General features: G+C 73.8%; 12 protein-coding genes. 4 read left to right on the forward strand and 8 right to left on the reverse strand.

Translation table 11 applies throughout. From position 1 onward, the window contains the following. Nucleotides 1-31: 31 nt before the first annotated feature. Together AB0M28_RS25200 and AB0M28_RS25205 are read right to left on the reverse strand one after the other, a co-directional pair. Nucleotides 32-3544, reverse strand: coding sequence for a S8 family serine peptidase (locus tag AB0M28_RS25200; protein WP_365409161.1), 3513 nt, complete (start codon nt 3542-3544; stop codon nt 32-34). A gap of 210 nt (nt 3545-3754) precedes the next feature. Continuing rightward, a complete protein-coding gene (locus AB0M28_RS25205; protein WP_365409164.1) occupies nt 3755-4120 on the reverse strand; it encodes a malectin domain-containing carbohydrate-binding protein in 366 nt (121 codons plus the stop codon). Nucleotides 4121-4335: 215 nt separating this feature from the next. Between AB0M28_RS25205 and AB0M28_RS25210 the strand changes: the two genes are divergently transcribed. Both AB0M28_RS25210 and AB0M28_RS25215 read left to right on the forward strand, forming a co-directional pair. Then, the gene (locus tag AB0M28_RS25210; RefSeq protein ID WP_365409168.1) at nt 4336-5262 is read left to right on the forward strand and encodes an ABC transporter ATP-binding protein; all 927 of its coding nucleotides are present in this window, start codon (nt 4336-4338) and stop codon (nt 5260-5262) included. Between the two features lie 44 nt (nt 5263-5306). Next, nucleotides 5307-6023 (forward strand): ABC transporter permease, encoded by a 717-nt coding sequence (locus AB0M28_RS25215; protein ID WP_365409220.1) that lies wholly within the window; start codon nt 5307-5309, stop codon nt 6021-6023. On the opposite strand, the gene AB0M28_RS25220 is transcribed toward AB0M28_RS25215, so the two are convergent. From AB0M28_RS25220 to AB0M28_RS25245, 6 genes are all read right to left on the reverse strand, one after another. Then, nucleotides 5965-7101 (reverse strand): hypothetical protein, encoded by a 1137-nt coding sequence (locus tag AB0M28_RS25220; protein ID WP_365409171.1) that lies wholly within the window; start codon nt 7099-7101, stop codon nt 5965-5967. The two genes, AB0M28_RS25215 and AB0M28_RS25220, sit on opposite strands and share 59 nt — an antisense overlap. A 77-nt stretch (nt 7102-7178) precedes the next feature. After that, a complete protein-coding gene (locus AB0M28_RS25225) occupies nt 7179-7946 on the reverse strand; it encodes a hypothetical protein (RefSeq protein ID WP_365409174.1) in 768 nt (255 codons plus the stop codon). After that, the gene (locus AB0M28_RS25230) at nt 7936-12639 is read right to left on the reverse strand and encodes a putative T7SS-secreted protein (RefSeq protein WP_365409177.1); all 4704 of its coding nucleotides are present in this window, start codon (nt 12637-12639) and stop codon (nt 7936-7938) included. Before AB0M28_RS25230 ends, AB0M28_RS25225 begins: the two co-directional genes overlap by 11 nt. Next, nucleotides 12639-13274, reverse strand: a complete 636-nt coding sequence (locus AB0M28_RS25235) for a hypothetical protein (protein WP_365409180.1) — start codon at nt 13272-13274, stop codon at nt 12639-12641. Before AB0M28_RS25235 ends, AB0M28_RS25230 begins: the two co-directional genes overlap by 1 nt. After that, nucleotides 13274-13747 (reverse strand): hypothetical protein, encoded by a 474-nt coding sequence (locus tag AB0M28_RS25240; protein WP_365409183.1) that lies wholly within the window; start codon nt 13745-13747, stop codon nt 13274-13276. Before AB0M28_RS25240 ends, AB0M28_RS25235 begins: the two co-directional genes overlap by 1 nt. 127 nt (nt 13748-13874) lie before the next feature. Further along, nucleotides 13875-14261: a hypothetical protein gene (locus tag AB0M28_RS25245; protein WP_365409186.1), complete on the reverse strand. Its 387-nt coding sequence runs from the start codon at nt 14259-14261 to the stop codon at nt 13875-13877. 130 nt (nt 14262-14391) lie between these two features. Here AB0M28_RS25245 and AB0M28_RS25250 point away from each other — a divergent pair, with 130 nt between their 5' ends. Next, nucleotides 14392-15375: a COX15/CtaA family protein gene (locus AB0M28_RS25250; RefSeq protein WP_365409189.1), complete on the forward strand. Its 984-nt coding sequence runs from the start codon at nt 14392-14394 to the stop codon at nt 15373-15375. 31 nt (nt 15376-15406) lie between these two features. Next, nucleotides 15407-16147, forward strand: coding sequence for a type 1 glutamine amidotransferase (locus AB0M28_RS25255; protein WP_365409192.1), 741 nt, complete (start codon nt 15407-15409; stop codon nt 16145-16147). Nucleotides 16148-16972: the final 825 nt, after the last annotated feature.

Raw genomic sequence — 16972 nt, forward strand, 5'->3', positions numbered from 1 at the left:
ACGGACCCCGGGCGTTGGGCCGCCGGCCGGGTCAGCCGGCCAGGTCCGGCCGGTGGGTGACGCGGATCCAGTTGACGAGCGGCTTGTCGGCCGCGCTCGGGAAGCGCAGGTTGAGCTGCCCGTCGACGACCTCGACCGTGAAGGTCCTGGTCAGCGCCCGGTAACTGCCGCCCGCGGCCAGGGCGATGTCGAGGTTGCGGATCTTCTCCACGTCCTCGGCCATCACGTCGAAGAGCCGCGTCCCGGCCTTGGCGCCGGTGATCTCGGCGAAGCCGAGCTCCACCTCGTACACGCCGTCCGGCAGACCGTCGAAGCGGTACTCGTACGGGCCCTGGTTGGCGGTGCGGAACAGCTCCTGCTCCCCGGTGCCCGCCACCGTCTTGTTCGTCTGCACCGTGCCCGTGCGGCCGAGATAGCCGTACGAGCCTTCGGTGTACGCCCGGTCCGGGCCCCAGACGTCGCCGGACGCGTCGGTCGCCGAAGTCTCCGACCCGGCGTCGACCGCCGTGCGGTACGCGGGCACGGCCACCGTCACCGGGATCTCGGTCACCGGCTTCCGGCCGCTCTCCGACACCACCTTCACCGTGCCGCGCAGCACCGAGCCCGGCGCGGCGTCCGAGGCGTCGAAGGTGAGCGCGATGTCCCGCTGCTCACCGGCGGCCAGCCGCCCCGCCGCCGGGTCGACGGTGAGCCAGCCGGCGCCGCTCGCCTCGGTGACCGTGTAGTCCGTGGCGCTGCCCGTGTTGTGCAGGGTGAGCGTCCGCTGCCGGGACTCGCCCGACGGGATCACCAGCGTCCAGCCCCCCGCCGGGTCCGCCGTGACCCGGCCGGTGTGCAGGGCGCTGTCCTCGCGGGAGACGGCGCCCCCGGCGAGTGTCGCCGTACGGGAGGCGGACTCGTAGTGCGCGGCGGTGATCTCGATCCGGTACGCGGCCGGGTCCTTGGCCGCCGGGACCTGGACGAGGTACGCCCCGTCGGCCCCGGTGGTGCCCGTGGCGACCGCGGCGCCGTCGCGGGTGACGGTCACCTTGGCCCCGGCGAGCGGCAGCCCGTCGTTGGCGTCGGTGGCCACGCCGGAGACGGACGCGGTCTTCTCCGGGCGGAACTCCAGGACCATGCCGTCCCGCAGCACCGGCTCGTCGCGGGAGTACTGGAACGCCTCGGTGCCCTCGTGGTTCTCGGCCCCGATGGTGGCGCTGCCGCCGCGCTCGGCGGCACCGTCCTCGATGCCCCGGTAGTGGAAGGTGTAGCCGCCGTCCTCGCTGATCACCGCGGCGAAGCCGAGCCGCTGGGGCTTGTTGTCGCTGAGGATCATGTTGCGCCACTCGACCACGAACTCGCGGTGCGGGGCGGTGCCCCGGAAGGACGTGTAGACCCCGGAGGAGTTGTCCATCAGCAGGTTGTCCCAGAAGGGGTAGAGCGCGCCGTTGGGGGCCAGCTCGATCGGCAGCTCCATGTTGATGGACGTGGTGCTGCTCGCCCCGAAGGCCAGCGCGCCCTCGACGCTCACGCTCGCACTGGTGTAGGTGCGGCCGTACAGGGCCACCGGGAACGGCAGGTTGACCGTGGCAGTGCCGGCCGCGCCCGACAGGCCGAGCCTGGTCTGCGCGGTCGGGAAGGGGGCGTCGACGGGGCGGCAGGTGGTGCCGAAGGTGTCGCTCCGAACGGCGAGGTCGACGTCCTTGGCGGTGGTGTCCGCGGCGACCTCGACCGTGACGATGACCGGCTCGGCGCAGTTGCCGCCCGGCGTGACGGCCAGCTGGTAGGCGCCGAGGGGCAGTTGCAGGGAGTATCCGCCGTACGCGCCGGTCGTGGCGCTCGCCGGGGTGCCCGACACGTCGACCTTCGCTCCGGCCTCGGGGCTGCCCTTGATGCGCACCGTGCCGGAGAGCGTGCCGACGGGAGCGGTCGCCAGGTCGGCGTCCGTGGTCGCGGTGTGGTCCTCGACGACCGTGACGGTCTTCTTCTCCGTGAGGTAGCCGTACTTGGACACCGTGACCGTGTAGTCCCCGGCCATCACCTTCGACAACGCGTACGTGCCGTCCTGCCGGGTACGCACGGAGGCCGTCATCGGCCCGTCGAGGCCGACCAGGGCGTCGGCGAGCGGCTGTCCGCCGGCGGTCACGGCACCCGACAGGGCGCCGAGCGGGCCGCGCGGAGTGGCCATCACCGCCGCGTAGGCGTCGAGCCTGCCCTGGCCCCAGACGTTGTTGTTGGCCGCGGTTCCGCCGCACGTCGGGTCGAAGGTGTCGATCGCCGTCGCGTTCAGCAGCGCCTCGGTCGCCGCGACGTCGCCGCGGATCGCCGGGGACGCGGACCACATCAGCGCGGCCGTCCCCGCGGTGTGCGGGGCCGCCATCGACGTGCCGTTCATGGACTGGTAGCCGCCGCCGGGCACGGCGGAGCGGATGTCGATGCCGGGGGCGGCGATGTTCGGCTTGACGCCGCCCGCCTCACCGGAGCCGCGGGAGGAGAAGTTGGCGATTCTGCCGTCGGCTCCGAACGCGCCCGAGGAGTAGGCGTTGTTGTACCCGCCGGGCGATCCGGCGGTGTTGCACCCGGGGCCGGCGTTGCCGTTGGAGAACGACGCGAAGATGCCGGCGTCCCGCCAGGCCTGGACGGTCTCCCGGTACCAGACGTCCAGCGTGGACAAGCCCCAGGAGTTGTTCACCACGTCCGGCGCCAGGTCCGGCCGCGGGTTGGCGCCGGAGGAGTCGGTCGGGGCGAGGATCCACTGCCCGGACGCCATCAGCGACGCGCGGGTGCAGGTGTCGCCCTCACAGCCCTTCGCGGCGATCCACTTCGCCCCCGGGGCCACGCCGATCCGGTTGCCGGCGCCGTCGTCACCGACCATGGTGCCCATGGTGTGGGTGCCGTGGCCCTCGTTGTCGCACGGGTCGTCGCCTGCGCAGACGTTCGCCGGGTCGAACCAGTTGTAGTCGTGGTCGTACGAGCCGTCGGCGCCCAGGCCGCGGTAGCTGCCGCTGAGCGCGGGGTGCTTGTAGTCCACGCCGGAGTCGATGTTGGCGACCACGACGCCCTCACCGCGCTTGCCCAGTTCGCCCCAGACCCGGGGCGCGCCCACTCGGTCGATGTTCCAGCCGACGGCGTCGGTCGTGGGCTGGTCCTCGCCGGGGGCGGGGGCGGGCAGTTCGATGGGGTCGTCGGCCTCCAGGGACGCCACCTCGGGACGGGCGGCGATCTTCTCGGCAAGAGCCTTGTCCGCCGTCACCTCGAGGGAGTTGGAGATCCAGAAGGCGGTGTAGCGCGCGCCCTCCTTCTTCAGCAGGGCGCGCAGACCGGCCTGGGTGCGGTCGGCGTGCCGGGTCTTCGCCTCGATGACCGCGCGGCCCTTGCCGGCCTTGGACCGGGCCTCGGCCGCGGCGGACGTGTCGGCCTCCGTGGCGAGCTGAACCCAGAAGGTGGCGCGGTCCTGTGCGGCCAGTTGGCGCCGTACGGATGCTTCGGCCTTCTGCCGCAGGGCGGTCGGCTCCTCGGGCGCTCCCGCCGCGGCGGGAGTGGCCGCCAGGAATGGCAGGCTCATGACACCTGAGAGAAGTGCGGCGAGGGTGGCTCGCCGCCGGAACGGGACTTGCCTCAACACGAACTCTCCTCCGCTGAAGGGGGATTCACAGGCAGCAGTATGCGAGCAAGATCACACGCCGCGTGGCGACCACACTTGGCGAGAACACGACATGACGCCCGCTCGCCACCGCGGGGCCCGCCGCGCCGGCCGGGCCCCGCCGTGGGCGGATCAGCCGGACAGGTCCGGCCGGTGGGTGACGCGCACCGCGTTCACCAGCGGCTTGCCGACCAGGGCGGCGAACTCGAGGTTCAGCCGCCCGTCGCTGACCGGCACGGTGAAGGTCCTGGTCAGGGCCCGGAACTCGCCGCCCGCGTCCCGGGCCACGTCGAGGCCCGCAAGCCGCCGGGTCCCCTCCGCCAGTACGTCGAAGACCCGCCGGCCCGGTCTGGTCCCGCTGACCTCGGCGAAGTCCAGCTCGACCTCGTACACCCCGTCGGGCAGGGCGTCGAAGCGGTACTCCGCCACACCCTGGGCGGCGGTGCCGAACAGCTCGCGCTCGTCCGTCGCGGCCACGCCCTTGTACGTCCGCAGCACGCCCAGCCGCTCCAGAGAGCCGTACGATCCCTGCCCGTACCGGCGGTCGCCCCCCAGGTGTCCCCGAGCCGGTCGACGGCCACGCCGCGAGAGGCCGGCCGGCGTCCGGCCGCGCGCGGCCCATTGGCGGGATTTCAGCATGTCCACATCACAGCGTCGGACGTTCCCTTCGCCCGGTTTCGGGCCCGCCGCCCGTCGCTCGTAGACTGCCTGCCATGCACAAGGAGCCCGCCGTCGAGGTGGCCGGTCTGATCAAGCGGTACGGGACGAAGACCGCGCTCGGCGGCCTCGACCTCACCGCCTCGCGGGGCGCCGTCACCGCGCTGCTCGGCCCGAACGGAGCCGGCAAGACGACCACCGTCGAGATCTGCGAGGGCTACCGCCGCCCCGACGCCGGCACGGTCCGCGTACTGGGCCTGGACCCGGTCGCCGACGCCGCCCGGCTGCGCCCGCGCATCGGCGTGATGCTGCAGGAGGGCGGGGTGTACCCGGGCGTGCGCGCCGCCGAGATGCTGCGGCACATGGCGAAGCTGCACGCCCGTCCCCTGGACGTGGACGGCCTGGTCGAACGGCTCGGCCTCGGCTCCTGCGGCCGTACGCCGTACCGCCGGCTGTCCGGCGGGCAGAAGCAGCGCCTCGCGCTCGCGATGGCCGTCGTGGGCCGGCCCGAGCTGGTCTTCCTCGACGAGCCGACCGCGGGGCTCGACCCGCAGGCGCGCCGCGCCACCTGGGAGCTGATCCGGGAGCTGCGGGCGGACGGGGTGGCCGTGCTGCTCACCACCCACTACATGGACGAGGCCGAGCAGCTGTCCGACGCCGTCGCGATCATCGACGAGGGCCGTCTCGTCGTGCACGGCACCCCCGAGGAGCTGTGCCGCGGCGGCGCGGAGAACACCATGCGCTTCTCCGGCCGGCCCGGGCTGGACACCGGCTCGCTGCTGAAGGCGCTGCCCACGGACAGCGCGGCGGTCGAGGTGACCGCGGGCTCGTACCGGGTGACCGGCGACATCACGCCGGAGCTGCTCGCCACGGTCACCACCTGGTGCGCGCAGAACGGGGTGCTGCCCGACCGGATAACGGTGGAGCGCCGCACGCTCGAAGACGTCTTCCTGGATCTGACCGGCAAGGAGCTACGCCCGTGAGCGGCCTGTACACCCCCGCCCCCGGGGCGGCCCCGCTCCCCCGCATGATCGCGGCCCAGGCGGCGCTGGAGACGAAGCTGCTGCTGCGCAACGGCGAGCAGCTGCTGCTGACGGTGATCATCCCGGCCGTGGTGCTCGCCCTGTTCAGCGCGGTCGACGTGATCGACACGGGCGCCGGCGAGCGGGTCGACTTCCTCGCCCCGGGCGCCATCGCGCTGGCCGTCCTGGCGACGTCCTTCACCGGCCAGGCGATCGGCACGGGCTTCGACCGGCGCTACGGAGTGCTCAAACGGCTGGGCGCATCGCCGCTCCCCCGTTCCGGGCTGATGGCGGCGAAGACCGCGTCGGTGCTGGTGACGCAGGTACTGCAGATCGCGCTGCTGTCGGTGATCGCGCTGGCGCTGGGCTGGTCCCCGCAGGGCTCCTGGCTGTACGCCGGACTCCTGGTCCTGCTCGGTACGGCGGCGTTCTCGGGCCTCGGCCTGCTGATGGCGGGCACGCTGAAGGCGGAGGCGACACTCGCCGCGGCGAACCTGGTCTTCGTCCTGCTGATGGTGGTCGGCGGCGTGATGGTCCCGCTGTCGAAGTTCCCGTCGGGCGTCCAGTCCTTCCTGGAGCTCCTGCCCATCACGGCCCTGTCGCAGGGCCTGCGCGAGGTCCTGCAGCACGGCTCGGGCATGCCGTGGTCCGAGGCCGGCGTGCTCACGGTGTGGGCGGTGCTCGGCCTCGGACTGGCGGCGCGTTTCTTCCGCTGGGAGTGACCCCGGGGCGGCTCTGGTCGATGCGCTCCATGAGCTGCGCGACGGACTGCTCGAGGCGCTCGCAGTAGAGGGCGAGGTTGTCCTCCAGGTTGTCCAGGAGGTCCATGCCCTGGGCGCCGGGCGCCACGGGGGCGGCGACGCCGACCACGGCGGCCGTGCGCTGGATCACGTCCTGGCTGGTGGTCCGGCGGCGCTGCGGGGCCGGCACCGTCAGGTCCCGGGCGTCGAAGGTGTAGTCGGGCAGCCGGCCCGCCGGGTCGCTCTCGCCGAGCATCCGGTTGACCTTCCGCAGGATGTCCGTCTTGAACTCGGCCAGCAGATCCGCCCAGAGGGTCGCGGGCCCGCTCGCGGCGTCCATCCAGGACTGGATCAGCTGGGTCTTGGCCACCTGGACCTGGTTCGCCCGGGCCGGCTTTCGTACGTCGGTGGACCGAATCCGCTCGTCGAGCGTGCCGTGCAGATGCGCCTCCAGGCGGATGAAGGGCCGGGCGGCCCGGTTCACCCGGTCGTGCAGCGTGCGCTCGAGCTCCTCGCGCAGCCGGGGCGTCTCGGCGTCCAGGAAGGCGAGCCGGTCGCGCTGGCTCTGCAGCATCCCGGTGAGCTGGTCCACCGGCAGCCGCTCGCTCTCCAGCCGCGCGCGCAGCGCCTGGTACCGGGGCCGGATGAGGGCCCGCGCCTCCTCGGCGACCGCCGCGATGTGCCGCGGGCCGGTCTCGCGGGAGATCAGGTCGGTGAGGGACTGCCGGAGCAGGTCCATCCGGCCCTCGGCCCGGTACTGGGCGGCCTCGGCGTCCCGGCCCTCCTCGGCGAGCCGGACCGACTTCGCCTCCAGCGCGGGCGAGACGGGGATGAACCCCTCGCCGATGAACCCCATGTCGGGCACGACGCGTGCCGGGCACGCGGTGGTCGGTACGGGGGACGACGGCAGCGGACCGACGTACTTGTCGCCGGAGAGCCCGCCGCCCGGGACCTGGACGAGTCCGAGACCGCCCTGGAGCCCGCTGAGCAGGAAGCTCTTACCGGAGTTCGGAGCCGTCCAGCACGGCACGCAGCCCGGACCGGAGTTCTTCCACACCATCGGTAATCGTCGACACCGTACGACTTATACCGGCACGGGACGAACCGGGGGGCCGGAACGGGAGGTTGGCCGTGCCGCTAGGTGTACGCCATGTCCCCGCCGCGCCCCGTCATCCGCTCGAGCAGCGCACTGCCCTCCGTGCCCTGGACGAACGTGCCCAGCGGCGCGAGGCGTTCGGTCAGGGCGTCGTAGGACCCGGGACGGGTGAAGAGCACCACGCCGGCGTACGGGTGCCGGTTGAGCGGGATCACCGGGGTGAGGCCCAGGTCGACCGCGAGTTCCACGTACAGGGCCGTGAGGCGTCTGCGGACGGCCTCCAGGGACGCGGAGTTCACCACGTCCAGCGACAGCGAGAAGTGGTCCTCCATCAGCTGCGCCGCGAGCGGCCACGCCTCGGCATGGTCGCCGGGGCCGAAAGCGAGGGCGAATCCCGAACTCCGTCGTAGAAAAGGCCGCACCAGTTCCGGCGCGGAAACCGCCGGCAACGGAATACGGCGGAAGACCGAATGCACGACGGGCTTTCCGGCGAATTTCGCCAGCCCGGCCCGGTGGCCGCTGCGTGCCAGCAGCAGCCCGTCGTCCTCGCTGCCCGCGACGCTCTCCGGGCCCCCCGCCGCCGGGAACCCCGCGGACCAGGTGTACAGCGAGTCACCGGAGCATCGGTCGGTGAGCCGCTGCCACAGTTCGTCCTCCCAGACCGGGTCGGTCAGCAGCCACACGGCACTGTTCCCGCCGAGGCCGCCCTCCAGCGAGGAGAGGGTCTCCCCCGGTCCCGATCCGTCCCACACCGGCTGCCCGACGAGCTGGACGGCTTCCTCCGGAGGAGCTCCCGGATCACCCGCCATCGCGCGGTCTCCCCTGCAGGCCGTAACCGGAATTCATGTCGCCGTAGTATACGTGCTCGCCATTCGGCCCGTGATAATGCGGAAGCGACCACTGGTTGGGCTCGACGTCCGTGAACAAATGCCCGTTCGCGTGATGGTGAATGGAGACGACGTTCCCGTTCGCGTCGATGGCGGTCAGTTCCTCCCACGGTTCGCCGGAGGGTCCGGTGAGGTTGGGGTTGCGCCCCCAGACGGGCTGGGCGTCGACCAGGTCCGGGTCGGTCACGTCGAACCGCCGCAGGACCTCGTCGAGGGCCTCCTGCTGGGATCCCCCGTGTACGTCGCCGCGCGCGGGGTCGAGGCGCAGATGCTGGTCGGGTCCGCCGACCTCGCAGTCGTAGAGCCCGAGGGGGTCCGCGGAGGTGTGCGGGTTGCGGACGTAGGCGGCCGGGTTCGGGGCGGGCGCCAGGCCCAGCGGATCGGGGGTGGTGTAGCGCCCCGTCTCCGGGTCGTAGTAGCGGTGCAGGTTGTAGTGGAGGCCGGTCTCCGGGTCGTAGTACTGGCCGGGGAAGCGCAGCGGCGTGTACGCCGTGGCGTCGCGGTTCCACGTCGTGGTGCCCCACAGGGTGGTGCGGGTGTGCCACGCCAGCGCCCCCGACTCGTCGACCAGTTCCGTCGGCGTGCCGATGAGGTCCGTGGCGATGGCGAAGAACCGCGCGTCGACCTCCTGCTGCGAGGCGCCGTCCAGCATCCGCTCGGTCTGCGCGAGCGGCGCGGTGCCCTGGTGGTCCCAGGTCAGGACCACCGGATGGGGCAGCTGGCCGGGAGCGGTCGTGGTCTGCTCGCACAGCAGGGTGTCGTCCCAGGTGAAGGCCGTTTCCTCGGCGACCGTCCGCCCGTCGGCCGCGAGGCGCTGCTTGGCGGTGCGGCGGCCCAGCGGGTCGTAGCGGTAGCGCCACACCGTGCCGTCGGGCGTCGTGACCGAGGTGAGCCGGTTCTCCGCGTCGTAGGCGTACGACCACACGTCGGGCCTGCGGGAGAGCCGGGTGCGTGTCCGGCGCACCAGGCGGCCGGCGTCGTCGTGCTCGTAGCGGTTCGCGCCTGCGCGCAGCACCCGTGTGCCCCGGTAGACGCGCTCCCCCTGCGCCTCCACGCCGGGGTGGGCCGACGGCCAGGCCGCCAGGGTCTGGTTGCCCGCGGCGTCGTAGGCGTAGGACTCCGTCCAGCCCTCCGCGGTGACGGCCGTGACCCGTCCCATCGCGTCGAGGGAGAACTCGCGCCGTCCGCGCAGCAGATCGCGGGCCGAGGTCATGAGGCCGTCGGCCTGATAGGTGTAGGCGCGCTCGTTGAGCAGCCCGCCGTCGCCGCCCGTCAGCCGCTGACCCGTCAGCCGGCCGGGCTCGTCCCACACCGACGCGACGGTCAGGATCTCGCCGTAGCTCCGCGACACCTCCCGGCCGGCCGTGTCCCGGACGAAGTCCACCCGGTGCCCGCCCGTGGTCAGATGGGTGCGCCGGCCGGCCTCGTCGTGGCCGTAGACGGTCACCTGTCCGGTCGGGGTGACCCGGCGGGTGCGCCGGCCGGCCGCGTCGTACGTCCAGCTCGTCGCCCGGCCGCCGACCAGCTCCGTCTTGAGCAGCCCGCGCCGGTCGTACTGGCGCACCAGGTCCGTGTCCGGACCGGCCGCCTGCACCAGCCGCCCGGCCGGGTCGTACGCGTACGTCGTGACCGAGCCCGCCGCGTCCTGGCGGACCACCCGGCCCAGCGGGTCGCGCTCGTAGCGGATCTCCTCGCCCAGCGCGGTGGTGCGCAGCTGCGGCCGGCCCGCGGCGTCGGGCAGGTAGCGCAGGGTCCGCCGGTCGAAGTCCGTCTCGGTGACCAGCCGCCCGGCCGCGTCGTACTCGTACGACCAGGTCAGACCCTGCGGGTTGGTGACCGAGGTGAGGCGCAGCACGGAGTCGTAACCGAACTCGTACCGCTCCCCGTCGGGGGTCACGCGGGCCGTGAGCCGGTCGAAGGGCCCGTACTCGGCGCGGGTGGTGCGGCCCGTCGCGTCCGTGTGCGCGGTGCAGTTGCCCTCGCCGTCGTACGTCCAGGTCTCGCGCGCCCCGTCGGCAGTGGTCCGGCGGGCGAGCCGGCCGTCCGGCGTCCAGTCGAGCCGGGTCGTCGCCCCGGTGGGGCCGGTGAGGGCCGTGACCCGGCCGAGGGCGTCGCGTGCCACGCGCGTCACGCCGCCGACGGGGTCGGTGATCTCCTCGGGCAGTCCCGCGGGGGTGCAGCGCAGCCGGGTCACCGCGCCCAGCGGGTCGGTCACGGCCGTCGGGAGACCGCGTTCGTCGTAGGTGTACGTCGTGGCGTGGCCCGCCGCGTCGGTGACCGACGTGCGGTTGCCGCGGGCGTCGTACGCCACCCGGCGGCGGGCGCCGTCGGGGCCGGTGAACTCGACGGGCAGCCCCGAGTCCCCGTACACCGTGCGCAGTTCGGTGCCGTCGGGACGGGTGACGGAGGTCAGCCGGCCGTCCTCGTCGTAGCCGAAGCGGGTGGTGTGGCCGAGCGGGTCGGTGTGGGTGACGAGCCGGCCGTCCTTGTCGTACGCGGAGTGGCTGGTGTGGCCGAGCGGGTCGGTCGTGGCCACTACGCGGCAGCGGTCGTCGACCAGATGCCGGGTGGTGTGGCCCGCGGCCGTGGTGAGTTCGGTGATCCGGTGGCCGGTGGCGGGGTCGGGCTCGCCGTAGGCGAGGGTGAGCTGGAAGTGGCCCGCCCCGCCGCCCTCGGCGATCACCCGGTGGCGGTCGTCGTAGACGTAGTCGTAGCGGTGGGTGTTGGAGTCCACCCAGGACGTGATGCGGCCCTGGGCGTCGTGGGTGAAGGTGAGCGCGGCCCCGGAGGGCCTGGTCACGGTGGCGAGGTTGCCGGCCTCGTCGTAGCCGTGGCGGACGAGGGCGGTGCCGTCCAGGGACAGGGCGGTGACGCGGCCCGCGTCGGAGGTGGTGACGGTCAGCCGGTAGCCGCCGGAGTGGGTGAGCGCGAGCGGGGTGCCCTCAGGGGTGCGGTCGATCGTGATCCGGTGGCCGTTGCGGTCGGCGGTCTCCGCCAGCCAGGCCGTGCCGTCCTCGCCCGGCCCGGTGCCGGGCGGGGCGGTGAAGTGGCGGACGAGGCCGGTCTCCGGGTCGGTGAGGGTGTAGTCGCCGTCGGCGGTGCGCTCCAGCCGGGACCGGCCGATGCCGGTCTCGGGGCGGGTGGAGAGGCCGGGGACCGGATGCGGATACGTGATCAGCAGCCCGTCCGCCGTCACGTGCACCACGCCCATGGCGTCCACGAGCAGCCGCTCGTCGACGGTCGAGGACCACGACGGGCCGAAGAAGCGGCCCAGCGTGTAGCCGGACTCGAAGCGGCGGGTGACGGCCAGGGGCAGCAGACCGGGCAGTTCCACGTCGGTCTGGGGCAGGAACATCCGCCCCGTGGCGAGGTCCACCGGCTCGGTGCCGTTCGTACAGCGGTTGCAGTCCGGCCGGTTGTGCCCGCCCGGCACGTCGTCGACGAGCCGTCGCGCCCGGTTGGCGTCCTGCGCCAGGTCCGCCGCGTCCGCGGCGACGCGGGTGGCCCGCACTCCCGCGCCGGCGCCGCCGGTGGCGGCGGTCAGGGCGAGGTCCGGGACCAGCCGGCCGAGGCCCTCGGCCGGGTCCTTCATGAAGTCGGTCACCATCTGGCGGCCGGCGCCCCAGGGGTCGTTGGCCACGGTGACCAGGCCGGCCACGGTGCCGTTGAGGTTGGTGAGGTACTCGGCGGGGTGGGTGAGGTTGTACGGGTCCGTCGGGTTGATCTGCCGGGCGAACTGGACGATTCCGGCCGCGCCCTTGATGATCCCCGCGTTGAAGTGGTCCCGCATCACCTGCCACTCCTCGAGGCCGTCCGACAGCTGCTCGCTGTAGTCCGGCTTCGGCGGGGCGGCGTCGCGGGCCGCCTGCACGGCGCCGCGGGCCGTCTCCGCGGCGGCGTTGCGCTGTTCGCGGGCCCTGGTGAGGATGTCCTGCGCCTCCTGCATGGTGGCGATGCCCGGGTTGGTCTCCCCGGGGCGCGGCGGCAGGGAGGAGGGGTCGCGCGACTCGGGCGGGGTGTCGTTGTAGCTGCGGACGGCGTCGTTGTACGCCTCGACCTTGGCGTCGTGCTCGTCGGCGGCCCGCTGACCGGACTTCCACTTGTCGATGGCCAGCTGGGCCTGGCCCTGGGCCCAGGTGACCGTGCCGGCGAAGTTCTCCAGCGCGCCGGCGGCCTTCTCGCTCGCCTGCGCCGCCCGGAACCACTTCGGCGGCTCGATGGTGACCCGGTCCCGGAACGCGTCCGCCGCGGCGCCCTTGAGGTGGGCGGAGTCCAGGCCCTGCAGCCCCCGGCCGACGTTGTCGAACGCCCGGCCGAAGTCCCGCAGATGGCTCGCGGTGGCGGTGAGCTTGTCGGAGCTGCCGTAGACGAGCTTGGTCCTGTCCTCGGTCTCGCCGAGCTGCATCTCGTCGACCTCGGCGCCCATCTGGTTGGCCAGGGAGCGGGAGTTCTCCCGTACCCAGTCCGCGCCGGACTCCCAGCCCACCTCGTCGAGCCGGTCGGCGGCCCAGTTGCCGACGCCCTCGACCTTGTCGCCCGCCCACTCGGTGGCGTCCTCCACGGCGTCCTCGACGACGTCGGGCGTGATGTCGCTGACGAAGTCCCCGAAGCCCATCAGTTGCCCCCGTCGCCCGGCTGCCGCTGCGCCCGCTCCTCCGGTGACGGACCGAAGGTGTCGTCCAGGGCCCGGTCGAACTGGTCGTCGCTCACGCCGAGCATGTCGTTCATGAGGTCCGCCTGGCGGCCGCCCTGTCCCTCCGTCATCAGGGTGCGGCCGGTGTCCTTCCACGTCTGCGCCATCTCGTCGCCCGCCCGGTCGAACGACTCCGCCGAGTAGTCGGGGGCGTCCGGGGTGACGATGTCGCCCCAGCTCTGCCCGGCGACCTCGTCCTCGGTGAGGTGCGGGTTGCCGACGAGGGAGTTCAGGCCGACCTTCAGGGCGTTCTCCGCGTACCGGTCCTCCTCCCAGATCAGCCCCGCGGCCAGCCCCAGCCGGGCGGCGATCTGGTTGGCGTCCTGGACGAGCGCCCGTACGCCCCACTCCCAGCGCTCGCAGAAGTCCTCGAAGTCGACCGACAGGGCGTAGTGCCCGGCCTCCATCCCGGTCATCGACAGATCGGAGAAGCCCTTGCCGAGGACCGCGCCGGTGGAGCTGCCGACGTCCTTGAGCTCCGCGACGGCGTCGCGCAGCCCCTTGGTGATCAGCTGGACGGACTGCGCGTCGATCCGCAGGTCCTCGGAGCCGCCCATCAGTTCCGCCCCCTCGCGTCGTCCGGCTTCCCGTCCTCGTCGGCCCGCGCTGTGCCCGGACGCCCGTCCTCGTCCCGCGCGTCCACCGCGACGTCGTCCGGCACGATGCCCCGCACCGGCGGGAAGAGCATCGCGGTGTCCTCGTCGCCGATGTCGACGGCCACCCCGGCGGGCACGCCCATCGCGGGGATGATCTCGTCGAGCAGCCGGGCGCCGAGGAAGACCGCGTACTCCCACGCGCGCGCGGTGCTCTGCCCGTCGCCGGTGTCCCGGGCGCGGGCGAACCGGGCGAGCGCCTCCTCGTCCGTGAAGCCGCAGATCCAGCGGATGCCGCCGAACTCGGCCGTCCACAGCCCGCCGCCCTCGAACGGGACCAGCACGGTGGCGCGGCGCAGCTCGCCGACCATCGCCCTGCCGTCGCCCATCCCCGCCCGTCGCTCGGCGATCCGCTCCGCCAGCGCCCCCGCGCTCATCGCGGCACCTCCCGTGCGTTGTCACTCTGGTCGTCCCCGGCACCGTAGGACAACACGCGGTATGCGGGGTGGGCGGTTCCGGTCAGGGTCGCCTGCAGCCGTTCGCCGGGGGGCGATTCCGGCCGTTTCAGGACGGATCCGCGTCGGGACCGCCCGGCGGGCCCCACAGCAGGCGGTACGTCGCGGGCTCCCGTTTCCAGCCGCGGCCGGCGAACCCCAGCCGCAGCTCGCCGCCGCGCCAGGTGCCGGTGCACTCGATGACCTCGCCGTCCCGCAGATGGCTCGGGCTGCGGAACGTGAGCACGCCGTCGAGCAGCTCGTAGCGCGCCGTGTGCACGCCGCGCGGCGGCGACTCGCGGCGCAGCCAGCCCGCGATCTGCGCGCCGTGCTCGCGCCCCGGCTCGGGCTTCACCAGCACGTCCAGTACGACCCCGTCCGGATAGAACCGGAACACCTGTATCCCCGCGGCGAAGACGCCCTGCGGCGCCCCGTCCCCTGCTCTCCGCTGCCCCATACGGTCAACGTACTGCGCACGGCGGGGTTCGTAACCGGTGGGGCTGATCACCGACAAACCCGGGCATACCCTTACTTGACCCGACATCCGCCGCCCCCTCCGGTCCCCCGCCCGGACCCCGCCGCATACGATGGGCGCCGTGCTCAACCCTCTCGCGCTCATCGACCGCCGCTGGACCCCGTCGCCGAAGACCGTCCAGCGCGCCGCCCTGGCCGCGCTCGTCATGAGCGTGATCATCGTCGTCACCGGCGGAGCCGTGCGGCTGACCGGCTCGGGGCTGGGCTGCGACACCTGGCCGAAGTGCTCCGGCGACAGCCTGGTGGCCACGAAGGAGATGGGGCTGCACGGCGCCATCGAGTTCGGCAACCGGATGCTGACGTACGTGCTGAGCGCCGTCGTCGGCTGGGCCATCGTCGCCGCCCGGTGCGCCAAGCCCCGGCGCCGGGGTCTGACCCGGCTGGCCTGGGGGCAGTTCTGGCTGGTGATGAGCAACGCCGTGCTCGGCGGCATCACCGTGCTCACCGAGCTCAACCCGTACACCGTGGCCGGGCACTTCCTCGCCGCGAGCGGGCTGCTCACCGTGGCGTACCTCACCTGGCACCGGGCGCGGGAGGGCGACGGCGGGCCGGACCAGCTGGTCGGGCAGATCGTCCGCCGGCTCACCTGGGCGCTGGTCGCGGTCGCCGCGCTGCTGGTCACCGCCGGGACCGTCGTCACCGGTACGGGGCCGCACGCCGGTGACTCCAGCGAGGTGCCGCGGATGGAGTGGATCTCCTGGACCGACGCGGCCCACGTGCACGCCGTGACCGCCTGGCTGGTCGTGGCGCTGACCGTCGCCGTGTGGGTGACGGTGAAGGTGATGGACGGCCCGCCCGGTCCGCTGCGCGCGGCGCGCGATCTGTTCCTGGTGCTGATGGCGCAGGGCGTCATCGGTTACGTCCAGTACTTCACCGACGTCCCCGGACTGCTCGTCGCCGCGCACATGCTGGGCTCCGCCCTGGTTTGGATCGCGGTGCTGCGCGTGCTGCTGTCGCTGCGCCACCGCCCGGAGGTCCCGGCGGCGGACATCCCCCAGCCGGTCACCCCGCACAGCCACGCGGTCGCGGCGTCCTGACGCCCCGGCCCACGTTCCGAGGAACCGCCCCATGCCCGCGCGCACCGTCCTCATCCTGCAGCACGTCGAGGTCGAGAAGCCGGGTCTGATCCTCGACGCCCTCTCCGGCAGCGGGCTCGACGTGGACATCCGGAACCTGATCGACCTCCCGGGCGCCTCGGCCGCCGATCTGCCGCCGGTGGCGGACCTGGCGGGTCTCGTCGTCATGGGCGGCCCGATGAACGCGGACGACCTCGCCGGCCATCCGGCCCTGAAGGTGGAACGCGAGCTGCTGGCCGCGGCGCTGGCGGCCGGGGTGCCGACGCTGGGCGTGTGCCTGGGCGCGCAGCTCCTCGCGCGGGCGGCGGGGCTGTCCGTACGGACCGGTGCGGGCGCCGAGATCGGCTGGGCCCCGCTGGAGGGCGTCGACCGCACCGACCCGGTCGTCGGCCCGCTCGCCGACGCCCCCGCCGTCCTCCACTGGCACGGCGACCGCATCGTGCCGGGCCCCGACACGCGCGTCCTCGCCCGCACGGCGACCACCGAATGCCAGGCGTTCCGCGCCGGCCCGGTGGCGTGGGGCGTCCAGTTCCACCCGGAAATAACCCCGGACCTCCTCGACACATGGCTGACGGACCCCACCTTCACCACCGAGGCCGTAACAACCCTCGGCCCCACGGCCCCAACCCACCTCCGCACCGCCGCCGCAGCCGCGGCCCCAGCCTTGCAGCCCCTGGCGGGCCGGGGCCTGGCCCACGTGGTGCGCCTGATGCGGGAACGCACGGCACGCTAGCGGCCGGCAAAGCCGACGCTGAACCGCCCCCACGCCTCCGCCGCACCACCAGCCCCCGTGGGGGGTTGGAGGTCAGGTCAGGTCCGGTCCGGTCTGGGTCCGGGTCCGGGACGGGGGCCAAGCCCCTGGCACCCGCCGGAGCGAAGACCAGCGCTGAACCGCACCCACGCCCCCACCCGCCCCCAGCTCCCCAGGGGTTGTGGCGGCCCCGGCCCGGGGGCCCCGGGGGTTCGGGGGCCGGGGCCAGGAGGCCCCGGGGGCCGGGGTCCGGGGGTCAGGGCCCGGGGGCCGGGGGCCGGAGGTCCGGGGGCCAGGGCCCGGAGGCCCCGGGGGTCCGGAGGTCTGGGTCCGGGAGGTCCGGGGGTCCGGAGGTCTGGGTCCGGGGGTCCGGAGGTCTGGGTCCGGGGGGCCGGAGGTCCGGGTCCGGAGGGCCGGGGGCCGGGGGCCGGGGGTCGGGGGTCGGGGGCCCGGGGTCCGGGGGCCCGGGGTCCGGGGTCCGGGGTCCGGGTCCGGAGGGCCGGAGGTCCGGCGGACCAAGCCCGGCGCCGATCCGCACCCACCCCTCCCACCCACCCCCAGCTCCCCGGGGGCCAAAGGGACCAGGTCCGGGGGCCAAGCCCCCAGCGTCCATCGGGACCAAGGCCGGCCCCAATCCGCACCTGGGCCCTCACCCACCCCCCGCTCCCACGGGGCCCAGGGGCGAAGCCCCCGGCATCCGCAGCGAAGTCCGGCGCTGAACCGCACCCACTGCGCCCACCCGCCCCCACCACCACGGGGCCCGGGGGCGAAGCCCCCGGTGTCCGCCGGGGCGAAGGTCCGTCCGTG

This window comes from Streptomyces sp. NPDC051940, assembly GCF_040680895.1.
Lineage (GTDB): Bacteria > Actinomycetota > Actinomycetes > Streptomycetales > Streptomycetaceae > Streptomyces.

Excerpts from the sequence above, each read along its gene's own strand:
- AB0M28_RS25235 (WP_365409180.1), bottom strand. The coding sequence starts at position 13,274 with ATGGGCGGCTCCGAGGACCTGCGGATCGACGCGCAGTCCGTCCAGCTG.
- AB0M28_RS25255 (WP_365409192.1), top strand. The coding sequence starts at position 15,407 with ATGCCCGCGCGCACCGTCCTCATCCTGCAGCACGTCGAGGTCGAGAAG.
- AB0M28_RS25230 (WP_365409177.1), bottom strand. The coding sequence starts at position 12,639 with ATGGGCTTCGGGGACTTCGTCAGCGACATCACGCCCGACGTCGTCGAG.
- AB0M28_RS25220 (WP_365409171.1), bottom strand. The coding sequence starts at position 7,101 with ATGGTGTGGAAGAACTCCGGTCCGGGCTGCGTGCCGTGCTGGACGGCT.
- AB0M28_RS25225 (WP_365409174.1), bottom strand. The coding sequence starts at position 7,946 with ATGGCGGGTGATCCGGGAGCTCCTCCGGAGGAAGCCGTCCAGCTCGTC.
- AB0M28_RS25240 (WP_365409183.1), bottom strand. The coding sequence starts at position 13,747 with ATGAGCGCGGGGGCGCTGGCGGAGCGGATCGCCGAGCGACGGGCGGGG.
- AB0M28_RS25250 (WP_365409189.1), top strand. The coding sequence starts at position 14,392 with ATGGGCGCCGTGCTCAACCCTCTCGCGCTCATCGACCGCCGCTGGACC.
- AB0M28_RS25215 (WP_365409220.1), top strand. The coding sequence starts at position 5,307 with ATGATCGCGGCCCAGGCGGCGCTGGAGACGAAGCTGCTGCTGCGCAAC.
- AB0M28_RS25245 (WP_365409186.1), bottom strand. The coding sequence starts at position 14,261 with ATGGGGCAGCGGAGAGCAGGGGACGGGGCGCCGCAGGGCGTCTTCGCC.
- AB0M28_RS25210 (WP_365409168.1), top strand. The coding sequence starts at position 4,336 with ATGCACAAGGAGCCCGCCGTCGAGGTGGCCGGTCTGATCAAGCGGTAC.
- AB0M28_RS25200 (WP_365409161.1), bottom strand. The coding sequence starts at position 3,544 with ATGAGCCTGCCATTCCTGGCGGCCACTCCCGCCGCGGCGGGAGCGCCC.